Consider the following 12,553-nt stretch of genomic DNA (forward strand, 5'->3'; position numbering starts at 1 on the left):
AGAAGATTTTTCTTGAAGGGAAGTGCAAACATGACAGAATGGCCAAAGGGAGTAGCCAAACCTGCAATTCGTGCATTACAGGCAGCAGGCTATACACAATTGAAACAGCTGGAAAACGTTGACCTTTCCACTTTAGCTCATTTACATGGAATGGGACCAAAAGCGCTTGCTGCGATTGAGGCGGCATTAAAGGAAAGTAGGGAGCCTCGTGAATAAGCTGACATTATTTTTACTGGCAATGGTGGTCTATTATATAGTCGTTGTTTTCCTCATCAGTAAGCTTTTTATCATTCCTATCATGAAAGTAATGGCACTTGTCTTCTTTATAGGAGCGGGTTTCATCTTTTCACGTAAAATGCGCAGGAAATTGCAGTAGGAGGCATTATGAAAATTGTTCAATTAACAGTCATTTATTTAGCCATTATTTTGCTGGCTATGGTGCTATCTTTATCAGGTGTTCGGCTATCCTTTTCACTCGGTATAATTGCAGTGTTCGTGGTAGCTATTATTTACCGTCATGTACATATTTTATATCGATCAAACAATATGGAACTTGTAGATAAATGGGTGAAGCGCCGTCAAAAAGAACCAATATTTGCGGCTCTCTATGCATCCGCTTATGGGACGGTAGATGAACAGATTCGTGCTATCGATGTCATCATCCACCATTATAAGCAGCCAGCCATCAAATATAATTATCTATTTACGAAAGCAATTATGGAGAAAAATCTTGGAGCGGCAAAGGCTGCTGCCCAGCAAATTAACAAGGAGCCATTGTCAAGCTATGCCCTATGCTATATTGCAGCGATGGAAGGTCGAACGGCTGCTATGAGAAGCGACAAGCTGACACAGCCTTGGATGCAACCCGCTGTAGAGGCGGTATACGCCCATAGTCAAAAAAATCAAGAATTATTTCGCCAATGGGCTGATGCTAGCATCGAACAAGCGCGTGGTGTACAAAAGTATGGTTTAATACATAATTTTAGACAAATGGAAAGAGAATTGGATCGTGAATAACTATTTGGTTTACTAAACAAAACATGAAACTTATGAGGAGTCGTTCATTTGAAGGTAAATAGATTTCCTACAATTGTTCATAAGGGGACGAATGCCTAAGTTAGTGATGATCAATGAGCACCGACTAGTGGAAGGTGGAGAGATCCGTCTTACAGTGATTGATACAATTTCCTAAAGTCAATCGTGGTTCGGATAAAGAGATGAAATAGGCTCTTTTGAAGGTGGAATTAGAAGTAATCGTTTTGTAGAGCAAAACGGTGAATGGGTTAAATCATGATCAAAGCCTAATACTATTTATATAGAAAAACAAAACGGAACCCTTTCTCCAAAGATGAAAAATTCGTCTTGGAGGAAGAACAATTGAGTAGAAAAACTAAAAATACAGCATTTCATTGTGAACAATGTGGGTTAGACGTGACACCATTAAACAATGGCAGTTTCCGCAATCATTGCCCACATTGTTTATATTCAAAGCAACTAGATATTGTACCTGGTGATAGAGCCAATCCATGTAAAGGGTTAATGAAACCTATTACTATTGATTATTCATCTAAAAAAGGGTATCAACTTGTACATCAATGTACAAAATGTGGTCACCAGTCACGCAATAAAGTAGCCGTGGATTGCACACAAGAGGATCAACTTATTCTATTTATGCAATCTATATAGTCGTTTCATATTTGTAAGACGTATTAAAGAGCAACTCTTTAATACGTCTTTTTTAACGCTTTTTATTCAATAAAATGCCTCGTACGATCCCCATACTGAAAATACCACAGAGCAAGAAAAGAAAAAGATATGCATGCCATTGTTGTAAAATGCGAACGCGTCCCAATGCAATCGTAAGGTCGTTGAAAAGGGAGTAAGTAAAGTACAGTAAAATACTATTTTTTATGAGACAAAATGTCATGATGCCATTTTGACGCTGGCTATGGGACAGCGGCGGTTTATTTTTTCTCATCATAGGATAGGCTGCTTTCATCTCTAAATAGTGTAAAAGTAAAAATAGCATGAGTGCGATAAATGGTAAATAAAAAATAGCAATTTTTGGCCCAAACTGTGCATGGTCACTTGTAAAGCTTTGTAAAACGGGAATCGTTGCAGGAAGCTTTCGATATTGAATTAGTGTAGCTGTGAAGCCAGCTAAAAAAATGGTGGCCACGATGACCGTCAGCTGGTGACAAAAGCGTGGTGTTGGTGTTTTTTGTTGTGTCTGCATCCTTGCCCCTCATTTCCATCATCATTCAAAATTACAATCTGTTATACTGTATCATAGAATGATTGCTTTTGTGAGAGAGAAAGAAGGATATGATGGAATACTTGTTATTTTTATTCATTGGCATCATTGGGAATGTCATTGGAACGTTAGTGGGTGGCGGTGGTTTAATCACCTTGCCAACGATGATGTTAATGGGGGTGCCTGTCCATTCAGCAATTGGGGCTAATAAAGTATCCAATATGGTAAGTGCATTTTCGAGCTTTTATACGATTTATAAACGTAAGGAATTAGCATGGTCAGAAATGAGACCGGTCTTATTGGTATCCCTAATTGGTGGAACATTGGGTGGACTTTTTGCTTCATTTATGAGTAGTCAAGCATTGACGTTTATTGCCATCATTTTACTAGGATTTGCGTTAATGATGTCCTTTATGGGTGGGGCAGATTTTGGCGATAAGGAACTCTTTATTATGAATCGAAAAAATGGTCCAATCCTCCTTGGAGTTGGTTTTTATGATGGTATGTTTGGGCCTGGCAGTAGTACACTAGCCCTTTATACATATGCGCATGAGAAAATATCTTATATTAAAGCAGTAGGACTCTCAAGGGTAGGGGTATTCGCCATGTGCTCAGGAGCAGCGATTACCTATATTGCTACGGGGAAAATTGAATGGCCACTGACATTGATTTTAATGGTAGGGTCTACGATTGGTGCGCAAATTGGTATTGTTTTAGCAAGAAAGGTGAACGCAAATCAAGTCAAACTGCTACTTCGTATTGTAACCATTGTTCTGATTGTACAGCTTGTCTATGATTTTATCCAGCAGCTATAGGAGGCGATTGTCGTGTTTGAAATTACACCGTACCCTACGTTTTCATGGTCATTATCACGTCATAAAACGCTAACAAGCTGTGCCCGTAAATATGGCTATGAATATTATTTTTCCCATAACGGGTGGCTAAGCTACAATGTGGAGCCTTATCATCAACTTGTGTATCGTTTAAAAAAACTTCAACCCATGCCTATTTTATTTGGGCAAATTGTTCACCGTTTTATTGAACAGGCTATTAATGATTATTTACAAACAGGGAAGCCTCCCACATTAGAGGAGCTGATTCATTGGGCTCGAGGACAGCTGAATGCGGCTTTTATTGATTCTACTCGCCATCTTGAATCATGGAGGCAAAAACCAAATAAATACTATATGATGCAGGAAATTTACTATACTGGCAAACTTCCTACCGATCTAGTACAGGACTATAAAGAACGAATTAAGCTTGTTTTTGAGCATTTTTTGAGGAGTGAAACATTTCAACAAATTACGTCACAAAGAGGCTCTTTGCGAATTGGAGAGCCCGAACAGTTTCGCTCAATGAAAATCAATGATATCCAAGTGTTCGTTGTAATGGATTTTCATTACTTTAATGAACTAACAGATAAATGGGTAATTGTGGACTGGAAGACGGGGGGCGAGTCAGATGATGATCGCCAGCAATTAGCCCTCTATGCCTATTATGTCCAGCAAAAATATCGGGTGCCACTTGAGCAAATCGAGGTCTATAATGAATATTTACTAACCGGAAAACGGAAGAAATATAGCTTCACCGATTTCGATATGAAAAATATTTTACATACATTTCAGTATAGTGTGTTAGAAATGAAAAAGTATCAAGCTGATATTTTTTCTAACGAGCCTGTGGACTTGGAAGATTTCGAACAAACACAAGAAAAATGGCATTGCCGTGGATGTAATTTTAGAGAATTATGTGCGCAAAAGTAGAAATGGAGCATCGCCTATTTGCTTTTCTACTAGAGGAGGGAGAATATGATAAGAAATAAAGGGGCGCTTGTTACGTCCATCATCCTTTTAGGAATTTGTATGTGTTTATTTTTCCCATTTCCTAACTATCAAATGGTGAATGCACGAGTTTCCTTTATGTCGTTCCCAATCCTCACTGATGAGGGCTATGTGCTGCTTGGGTTACTTGGTTCAGCTCTCTTTATCCTTGCTTTGATTTTTCTTGTCAAGGGTCTGAAAAAATTTCACCTCCTATCAATGGGTGTAGTGCTAATCACCTTTGCCTTATTACCCATTCTTCTGATGACCATCTATCAAGAGACATTCGCTCGTGGCATTATGGCGATTTCTTATACTGAGAATGGCGAATGCCAATTTGATGTAGTAAGCAAAGATGTATTACAAGGAGAATGTCATCTTGAATTACAAAATCGAAGTAATGAAGCGGTGTCATTTGAGCTAGAGTTTTTAGATGATCATTTAACGGATAACGGACAGCGTATCGCGTCTCTGATGAATGTAGCTGGCCCTTATTATGTGAAGATTGAGCCTAATCGTAAAAAGTTCATTCATATAAAGGAATTACTTGATTTATCTGACGTGCCCAATCATATTCAAGGAGGCGGTTCGTCGTTTATACATATTAAAATAATCGACGGGGAGACTGCACGAATTTTATAAAAAGGTATTCAAGAAGGAGAGCTTTAAAACAGTTGAAGTGAAGGTAGTAGCTTATGAGTTGCATTCGCAGCTCTTTTTTTATTGAACTTCTGAGCCGTTTAGTTGCATAAGATATGAAATGTTTTATGTTAAAATAATGGAAGAAAAAACCAGGAGGGGTGAAGTAATTGTGTTGAGAAAATATTTGAGTATGATTTCATTGTTATTATTTTCTTTGTTCATGGTCTTTGCTTTTATTACCCCCATTGTAGTGAATGGAACCTCTGAAATAGGGGATATTGTGGTCATTTCTAGCTGCTCTTTTTAGTCAAAAGGGGAAGCTAAGAATATTGGCTTTAATTGTTTCCTTGATTCCAGTGCTTTTGCTAGTAGGGTTCATGTTACTTCCGCTATTTTACTTACTAGAGTAATGAACGGGTATATTCCTTTTATTCAGTCGAGATACAGGTTGCTTTTTCTTATTCAAATGAAAGTACTAGGTATAAAGATGTCTCTATTTTTTCCTCTAGTATAAAATCTAGTTATTAAACATATATAAGATAAGCAGCCAATAGAGTGTACAATACCTTTTAAGAATCATAAAGGGGGATGAAAATGGATAAACAATTAACCATGTTTGAACTTTTGATAACTCCTATGAAAAAAACGCCAGATGATCGTATGAAAAGTGTTGAAAAGCAAAACGTAGTGGCACCACGTAAGGTAGGGTATATTGTACACAGATAAAGGACAATTCACCTAACTTCACATGATAAGGTTGTATCAAGTAGCCCTAAAAGAATGTGAGAGCGGAAAACTGAATTTGCTTTTTTGATTATTTTGTATTAAATTATATTGTATTGATATTTCGAGAGGAGGCAAAAAGTGATGGAAACTGTTTTCAGAATGGCTGCAATTGAAGTTAAAACATTTTTACAATTAGCTGATTTCAATTCAACGGGACCAGTCTGTCGTTTTTTTAGAAAAACTTCATATAGAATTCAGCAACCGAAAGCTTTTTGCCTGTGTATTTAATAGATAAAGAAGATCCTTTATGATTGTTCTTTTTAAATACTGTATACATGTTATGACGCCGGTTAGCTGGCGTCTTTTTGTGTTGTTAAAGAAGAATTATTAAAAATAAAGCTTTTGAAAGGGTGAGACGATTGCTTAAAAAGTTAAGGCAATTTAGGAATGTTTCAGTGTGCCAAGCGCTTCTAATTTAAAAAAGATTAATTAGAAGCGAGGAATTTTAACATGCAAAAACAAAGAATTTTTACTTCAGCATTTCTTTTTTTATTTATTAGTAACTTTTTAACTTTTATAGGATTTGAAATGTTACTACCTATTTTACCAGCCTATTTAATTAGCATACATGCTTCTCCTTTTCAGGTAGGGTTGGTTACTACAGTATTTACAATAGGGGCTATTATCATTAGACCTTTTGTAGGCTATTATTTAGTCGATAACAATAGAAAAGGTTTAGCAATTGGTGCGGGGGTTATGTTATTAATGATTACAATTATGTATCCCTTTTTGAGCACAATCTGGCTCTTCCTACTATTACGGTTTTTCCATGGAGTAACATGGGGAGTGTCAACAACTGCGAATAGTACAATGGCGGTGGATTTAATTCCAAAAACAAGATTAGGTGAAGGGATAGGCTATTTTTCTATTTCAACAACAGTGGGAGCTATCATTGCCCCTAGCTTAGGCATCCTAATCTATCATTCTTTTTCTTTCCAACTATTAATCTATTCTTCCGTCATTCTTTGCCTTTTGGCAGTGATAGCTCTTCAATTTGTTTATTCTGCTGAACCGGTTAAACATGAGAAGCAGCCATTTCGATTTATAGAAGCGATTTTCGAACGAGAAGTATGGTTTCAAGCATTACTGACTGTTATGACAACGCTTGGCTTTGGTGCAATTATTACCTTCCTTGTGCTATATGGCGAACAAAGAGGGTTAGATCAAATTTTTTTATTTTTCCTAATCAATGCGATGGTTTCCACTTTACTACGTCCATTTACAGGAAAATGGTTTGATAAAACGGGGCCGTGGTCAATTATCATTGTGTCAGCAGTGCTAGGTTTTTTATCATTGATTGTGTTATCCTACGCGACAAATAATGGGATGCTTATTATCGCAGCTATCCTATTCGGAGCGGGCTATGGAACCGTTATGCCTTGTTTACAAACATGGACAGTTCAAAAAGTAAGTGAGGCAAAAAGTGGTGCAGCGAATGCCACATTTCTTTCTAGTTTTGATATTGGAGTTGGCATTAGCGCATTCACCTTAGGGCTTTTAGCTGAATGGATTAGTTTAGAGATGATTTTCCGTGTTGTTAGTATAAGCTTTCTTCTTGTTGCTCTGTTTGTTTATAAAGATGCTAAGAGAACGAGAAAAAATAATCATATGTAGCCAATAAAATTTTAAGTCCATGATAGGGATGGCAGGAAATTTTAGGCTGAAAGCAGAAACTAAAAGAGGATCACCATTATCTTTTCATGTTTGGCAAAGGGGGCAAATGCTATAGAAATATCAAAAGGTGTAAAGGTACTGAAACTGAGCTATCAAGGATTCATTATTCATCCAACGCTTTTGTGGGATCAAGATATGGCTGTGTTAATAGACACAGGTTTTCCTGGACAAATGGAGGAATTGCGAGAGGCGATGGCACAGGTTGGTGTTTCTTTGGACCAGCTAAGTGCGGTCATTCTCACGCATCAGGATGTGGATCATATTGGGTGCTTGCCGGAATTAATACAGACATGTGGACAGCATATACGAGTATATGCGCATGCACTGGAGCAACCGTATATTCAAGGGGAGCTACCATTATTAAAAGATGCGCATTTAGAAAATCCACCAAAGGGAAGAGTGGATGTGACCTTGAGTGATGGTGAAGAATTGCCTTTTTGCGAAGGCATTCAAATCATCCATACACCTGGACATACGCCAGGCCATCTCAGTCTTTATTTGACACAAAGCAAAATATTAATTGCCGGTGACTCCCTATACAGTGTAGAAGGCCATATTGCGGGTATCCATGAACCGTCTGTATTAGATTTAGCGGAAGCTCAGGAGTCTTTACAGAAATACCTAGACCTCGATATCGAAACGGTTGTATGCTATCACGGAGGAATAAGTAGAGGAGCTGTCCTTAATCAGCTTCATCAAGTATTATCATAAACAAGAGACCACTCCTAATAGGGGTGGTCGTTTTTATTATTCGGTAATTGTTTCTTCAAATGATTTTCGCCCAGGGCTTACTTTGTTAATATGAATATCGATTTTACTAATGGAATCCTTGGTTAAAGGGATTTTGCCATCCTTCTGTATGTTTTTCCATACCTTTACATTATCGCGATAGAGATATTCTGACAATCGATAGACATCCGCATCCATGTTTAAACCTTCCTGGAACGTAGCCATAATTTCCTTTTTGACTTCACTTTCTACTTTTTTTCTGACCTGGCTCGCTGTCACTTTTCCTTTAAAGCCATTCAAAATGGTGTTAAATTTTAAATACACTTCAAATTTTACTTGATTGTTTTCAACAATTGGTTTGACATTGACATCTAATTTTTTAATATCAACAGTTAAGTAGTCGCGCTCCTCCGTATTGTTTAATTTGATCGTGATTTCTCCTTGCTTCGTTTCATTATTCATCCATTCAATTCCTCGTGCTGTATTGCCTTTAATAAAGCCTTTAAAGGTGTTCTTTGACAGGATACCGACACCTGCAAAAACAGTTTCAGTGCGAGATTCCTTGGCTGTTTCCCAGTCTTGATTGATGGAAATGAATGGGACCTTCATTTCATGATTCGGCTCATTTAAACCAATGACTAGCTGTCTCAAGTTCACCGGCTCTACAAATGATTCTTGTCTCGAAGTATTTTTAGGATTACTCAGCTTGGTCGCAGTCGGTGATTTTTCAAGAATAGGAGATACTAATAAAACTTCCTCGATGGGGTCTTGTGTACAATAGACCCAAATATGATATCTTGTTTCTCGAAAGCGTAGAAACGTGTCGATAATGGGAATAGCATGCTCACTTTCCATCGCTTTTTCTGAGAAAAGGAGATAGGTCATATGTCCCCAAAAGACTTCTTGGTCCATTGAACGATACAATTTATAGATTGCTTCTTCAATTGTTTTTCCTGTAGCTTTCCCGACTTCAGTTGGTGCAGCTTGTGGATTCGATTGTTCTGTTTTTGCTACATTGGCAAAGTTCATAAGTTGGATGTACGCTATATATTCATTATCCTTATAATCAACACCAACACCTTGCACATAATACATCCGTTGGGGTTCTGTTACATCCCAACAGCCTGACATGAGGAGTGTAGTTGTAAGCATTAAAATTACAAGCATGATATTTTTTTGGCTCATATATCTCCCTACTTTTTAAAGTTCCTATTATTTATTTTGTACAACTATTAGGTGTATTATAAGTAGATATTATAAGTATGTAAGGAGAACCAATAAGAAAGTGCTGCTCGCCATATTTTCGCGACAGCACTTCATGATTAATGAAAATATTTTTCGACACGTTGAACGACGTCGTTAGCTGAAAGCCCATTCGCATCAATGACAGGACCTTCTATAACTGGGTCACTAATCCCCATGACGTCTCTGTCCTGACCCGTAATGATGCAGGCATCACATTTTTTGGCATCCTCTTCATTGCGAAGCTGGATGACTTCATAGCCTTTCGCTTTTAAAGCCTCTTCAATATTAGATAATGATTCTTCAACACCAATAATTCTCGACATAATTTGTCCACCTCCTACAAGTAATGTGCCATTTCATGTTGCGCATTATTCATATTATTTTTTTGAAGGTGGCTAATGACTGAAAAAGTAAAAAACCATTCTAAAGAGAAATCCTCTCTTCATAATGGTTGCTAATGATTCGTCTGTTAACAATTCAACATCTTTAAGCTTCGGCTGGAAAAGCAAATTCTGCTTTTATTAAAGGTGCAAACTCACTTTTTGCAGAAATAGGATACATTGAACTTTCTACTGTTGTATGATTTACCTTTATTATTTCCCTATACGTAGGTACATAGTCTACAGACAAAGGTGGTGAAGAGATGGGCATTGTAGAAGTATTAACTGTTGTTTTGGTCCTATTAAAGCTAACGGATATTATTGCTTGGTCATGGTGGCTTGTTTTACTACCAGCCATATTATCATTTAGCTTGTATATAATCATAATTGTGGTGAAGCTCATCATGGTATTGGTAGCTGTACTTGTGGTAAAAAAACGAGATGCGACGAGATAAAAAGAAGCGGTGGTAAGATCAGTCGAGTATGACTATGACTAACCTTACCAACTGATTATTTGCTTAGCTCGTAGGTTTTTATAGCTGGAGGAACAAAGCTTTGACATTTATCTAAAAGCGCTACCGCATCTGCGTCAACGATTAATGCTTCTCGAAATTGTGCTTTTAAAAATTGTTCCTGTTGCATATGATCAAAAAATGAAATTAATAAATCGAAATACTGTTCAATATTGAAAATGGCACAAGGTTTTTGGATGAGGCCGATTTGATTCCAAGTAAACACTTCGAAAAATTCCTCTAATGTACCAGGACCACCAGGTAGGGCAATAAAGCCATCTGCTAGTTCCATCATTTTACTTTTGCGTTCATGCATCGTATTGACAACGATCAGTTCTGTTAACTGCTGATGCGCAATTTCACGCGCCTCTAACAAGGTTGGAATCACGCCAATAACTTTTCCACCTTCTTGTAGCACAGTATCGGCTACTGTTGCCATAATGCCAACGCTTGCCCCACCATAAATAAGGGTAATTTGACGTTTGGCTAGCTCTTTCCCAAGTTGAATTGCGCCTTCACGATAGGCGTCTGAAGCGCCGATACTAGATCCGCAAAATACTGCGATACTGTTCATTATTGATTCCTCCATATCTGATGAGATTCTTTTATAGTATAATTTAATTTGAATAGGAAAGAAATGGAGGAAGAGCAAAAATGGAATTAAATGAGTTCCAACATTGGGTGAAGGACTACTATGAAAGCCGTGGGTGGTCAGAGCTCAACATATTTACACGAATTGGCTTTTTAGCAGAAGAAACAGGCGAGGTTGCTAGAGCTATACGAGCATTAGAAATTGGCCGAGATCGACCTGATGAAATAACACAATCCTATGAGGAAAATAAGCAAGAGCTTATGGAAGAGCTAGGTGATGTTATAGGGAATATTATTGTCATTGCCAATCAATATGATATACCACTTGAGGAAATTTTCGTGGCGCATCAAGACAAACTTTTGAAGCGTTATCAGGATTAGGAGGAACCCCATATCGATACGCATATTTCAATTTTATATGAACAGCATGATGATTTTGCGAATTTTTTAAGTGAAAAAATTCGTAGCTTTAATAACGAGCATTCTCTTCATCATCGAGAAAGTAGGCAGAAGGGAGCCGTTCGTCCTCTCCATTTGATCGTTACTGATCAACACCAGCAATGGGTTGGGGGTTTGACCGCAGAAGTGTATTGGGGATGGATGGAAATACATAAATTTTGGTTTCAAGAAGAGTATCGAGGAAAAGGCTTGGGCAGTAAATTACTGGCACAAGCCGAAATAGCTGCACAGGAAATGGGCGCTAACAAGGCGTTGCTTAGCACCTATTCGTTCCAAGCTCGTACGTTTTATGAGGAAAGAGGCTATCAAATGGTGGGAGAAATAAAGGATTATCCGCCTGGCAGTAGCTATTATACGATGGTAAAACCATTTGAGGCTGAAGAAGGCTGTCTATAAAAATAGGCAGCCTTTGCTAATTGATGTCACCTAAATAAATAGTTGTTTCTAGCCCTTGCACATATCGCTGAAGTTGTGGAATTAATGCTTTCGGATAAAGTTGGAACTCATGGAGCCTTGCCACTGAGACCCATTCAGTCCCAATTTGGTGACTATCTGGATTAGAGGGTTGGTGCAATTGTTCATGGAGCTGACATAGAAAATAATACTCTACTTGATGAACATCTGCGTCAAAGGCAGCATGCTCATGATTTTTTCCAATATATTCGCGGATAAAAAGAAGTTTTCCAATATGGACAGAAGCACCAATTTCCTCAAGGCATTCTCGTTGAAGTGTCGCATGAAATGTTTCACCATGCTCCTGTCCGCCTCCAGGACAAATATAAAAATATTCCTCTGTAATTTTATTTTTGATCAGCAATATTTCACCATCCACGAGGATGATGGCTTTGACAGAGTTTCTTATCATAGGAACCTCCCTAGGTTTGTTAATTTTTTATGATTATGACTAAAACGCTTCATGAATGTCTACCTTAATAAAAAGGGGAGATGAAGCGTGTATTCAATGTCCAATTTTAAAATACTTGTTGAAAAACAGACTGAAATTGATACAATTTATCAAAATTGTGATGATTTAATCCAATCAACGGTCACGCCGAAACTAGATGCTGAGGTCGATCAGTTTTTACAGCTCATTGAACAACATTTGACAGAGCAAGGCTTTAACATTACACAAACTTCTACAGGCCTAGTTGCCCATTTTCAAAAGGCGGTCATTAATGTCGATAAACATTCTAAGCATTTGGAACAATGCTTTTTTATCAATTTAAATAGCTACGCAGAGGATCAGGTGTCAATTGTGTTAGACATCTCACCTATTATGCTGCCTAAAATTTCAAATCAGCTAGATGGCTATACGGATATTATTGAGCAAATGACGGATAAGCTAAAGCAAGCTAAAAGTCTGGAGAAAGCCTGTACGAATCCTAAATTCCTTTATAAAACACAAAGTAATAAAGTGTTTCAATCCGCACAGGAAGTGGTGGAACACTATTTTCAATAAAA

At 37.7% G+C, this 12,553-nt stretch carries 20 protein-coding genes; 15 read left to right on the forward strand and 5 right to left on the reverse strand.

The genetic code is table 11. The features are described 5' to 3' along the window. Positions 1-30: 30 nt before the first annotated feature. From MKY80_RS09090 to MKY80_RS09105, 4 genes are all read left to right on the forward strand, one after another. Positions 31-216 (forward strand): hypothetical protein, encoded by a 186-nt coding sequence (locus MKY80_RS09090; protein ID WP_008175871.1) that lies wholly within the window; start codon positions 31-33, stop codon positions 214-216. Next, a complete protein-coding gene (locus tag MKY80_RS09095) occupies positions 209-376 on the forward strand; it encodes a hypothetical protein (protein WP_008175876.1) in 168 nt (55 codons plus the stop codon). The genes MKY80_RS09090 and MKY80_RS09095 overlap by 8 nt, the downstream gene beginning before the upstream one ends. 8 nt (positions 377-384) lie before the next feature. Next, entirely contained in the window at positions 385-1,017 is a 633-nt protein-coding gene (locus MKY80_RS09100; protein ID WP_008175878.1) for a hypothetical protein, read from the forward strand. A gap of 360 nt (positions 1,018-1,377) precedes the next feature. Beyond that, positions 1,378-1,686, forward strand: coding sequence for an RNHCP domain-containing protein (locus MKY80_RS09105; RefSeq protein WP_043990023.1), 309 nt, complete (start codon positions 1,378-1,380; stop codon positions 1,684-1,686). Between the two features lie 52 nt (positions 1,687-1,738). Here MKY80_RS09105 and MKY80_RS09110 read toward each other — a convergent pair whose 3' ends face one another. Continuing rightward, the gene (locus MKY80_RS09110) at positions 1,739-2,236 is read right to left on the reverse strand and encodes a hypothetical protein (RefSeq protein ID WP_008175881.1); all 498 of its coding nucleotides are present in this window, start codon (positions 2,234-2,236) and stop codon (positions 1,739-1,741) included. A gap of 92 nt (positions 2,237-2,328) precedes the next feature. Here MKY80_RS09110 and MKY80_RS09115 point away from each other — a divergent pair, with 92 nt between their 5' ends. The 7 genes from MKY80_RS09115 (at position 2,329) to MKY80_RS09145 (ending at position 7,887) form a co-directional block, all read left to right on the forward strand. Then, positions 2,329-3,069, forward strand: a complete 741-nt coding sequence (locus MKY80_RS09115; RefSeq protein ID WP_008175882.1) for a sulfite exporter TauE/SafE family protein — start codon at positions 2,329-2,331, stop codon at positions 3,067-3,069. Positions 3,070-3,081: 12 nt separating this feature from the next. Next, entirely contained in the window at positions 3,082-4,017 is a 936-nt protein-coding gene (locus MKY80_RS09120; protein WP_342532651.1) for a PD-(D/E)XK nuclease family protein, read from the forward strand. Positions 4,018-4,062: 45 nt separating this feature from the next. Further along, positions 4,063-4,716 (forward strand): hypothetical protein, encoded by a 654-nt coding sequence (locus MKY80_RS09125; RefSeq protein ID WP_089984831.1) that lies wholly within the window; start codon positions 4,063-4,065, stop codon positions 4,714-4,716. A gap of 594 nt (positions 4,717-5,310) precedes the next feature. After that, positions 5,311-5,442 (forward strand): hypothetical protein, encoded by a 132-nt coding sequence (locus MKY80_RS09130; RefSeq protein ID WP_255250286.1) that lies wholly within the window; start codon positions 5,311-5,313, stop codon positions 5,440-5,442. 141 nt (positions 5,443-5,583) lie between these two features. After that, positions 5,584-5,730: a hypothetical protein gene (locus tag MKY80_RS09135; protein ID WP_342532654.1), complete on the forward strand. Its 147-nt coding sequence runs from the start codon at positions 5,584-5,586 to the stop codon at positions 5,728-5,730. A 222-nt stretch (positions 5,731-5,952) separates the two neighbouring features. Beyond that, complete coding sequence (locus tag MKY80_RS09140) at positions 5,953-7,116, forward strand: MFS transporter (RefSeq protein WP_089984829.1); 1,164 nt, start codon at positions 5,953-5,955, stop codon at positions 7,114-7,116. Between the two features lie 111 nt (positions 7,117-7,227). After that, positions 7,228-7,887 (forward strand): MBL fold metallo-hydrolase, encoded by a 660-nt coding sequence (locus MKY80_RS09145; RefSeq protein ID WP_342533021.1) that lies wholly within the window; start codon positions 7,228-7,230, stop codon positions 7,885-7,887. Between the two features lie 36 nt (positions 7,888-7,923). Here the strand turns inward: MKY80_RS09145 and MKY80_RS09150 are convergent, their stop codons facing one another. Then, positions 7,924-9,090 (reverse strand): Ger(x)C family spore germination protein, encoded by a 1,167-nt coding sequence (locus tag MKY80_RS09150; protein WP_107921875.1) that lies wholly within the window; start codon positions 9,088-9,090, stop codon positions 7,924-7,926. Positions 9,091-9,227: 137 nt separating this feature from the next. Then, complete coding sequence (locus tag MKY80_RS09155; RefSeq protein ID WP_008175890.1) at positions 9,228-9,473, reverse strand: YkuS family protein; 246 nt, start codon at positions 9,471-9,473, stop codon at positions 9,228-9,230. A 320-nt stretch (positions 9,474-9,793) separates the two neighbouring features. Between MKY80_RS09155 and MKY80_RS09160 the strand changes: the two genes are divergently transcribed. Continuing rightward, a complete protein-coding gene (locus MKY80_RS09160) occupies positions 9,794-9,985 on the forward strand; it encodes a transmembrane Fragile-X-F protein (RefSeq protein ID WP_089984824.1) in 192 nt (63 codons plus the stop codon). A 55-nt stretch (positions 9,986-10,040) separates the two neighbouring features. Here the strand turns inward: MKY80_RS09160 and MKY80_RS09165 are convergent, their stop codons facing one another. Then, positions 10,041-10,616 carry a TIGR00730 family Rossman fold protein gene (locus MKY80_RS09165; protein ID WP_107921876.1) on the reverse strand — a complete coding sequence of 192 codons (576 nt, stop codon included), beginning with the start codon at positions 10,614-10,616 and terminating at the stop codon, positions 10,041-10,043. 80 nt (positions 10,617-10,696) lie between these two features. Here MKY80_RS09165 and MKY80_RS09170 point away from each other — a divergent pair, with 80 nt between their 5' ends. Then, positions 10,697-11,014, forward strand: coding sequence for a MazG-like family protein (locus MKY80_RS09170; protein ID WP_008175899.1), 318 nt, complete (start codon positions 10,697-10,699; stop codon positions 11,012-11,014). A gap of 78 nt (positions 11,015-11,092) precedes the next feature. After that, positions 11,093-11,488: a GNAT family N-acetyltransferase gene (locus MKY80_RS09175; RefSeq protein WP_342533022.1), complete on the forward strand. Its 396-nt coding sequence runs from the start codon at positions 11,093-11,095 to the stop codon at positions 11,486-11,488. Positions 11,489-11,504: 16 nt separating this feature from the next. Here MKY80_RS09175 and MKY80_RS09180 read toward each other — a convergent pair whose 3' ends face one another. Continuing rightward, positions 11,505-11,957, reverse strand: a complete 453-nt coding sequence (locus MKY80_RS09180) for an NUDIX domain-containing protein (protein WP_008175907.1) — start codon at positions 11,955-11,957, stop codon at positions 11,505-11,507. Positions 11,958-12,053: 96 nt separating this feature from the next. Here MKY80_RS09180 and MKY80_RS09185 point away from each other — a divergent pair, with 96 nt between their 5' ends. Then, entirely contained in the window at positions 12,054-12,551 is a 498-nt protein-coding gene (locus MKY80_RS09185) for a hypothetical protein (protein WP_008175908.1), read from the forward strand. Positions 12,552-12,553 lie beyond the last annotated feature (2 nt).

Origin of the sequence: Lysinibacillus sp. FSL R5-0849 (assembly GCF_038595075.1) — a bacterium.
Classification (GTDB): Bacteria; Bacillota; Bacilli; order Bacillales_A; family Planococcaceae; genus Lysinibacillus; species Lysinibacillus fusiformis.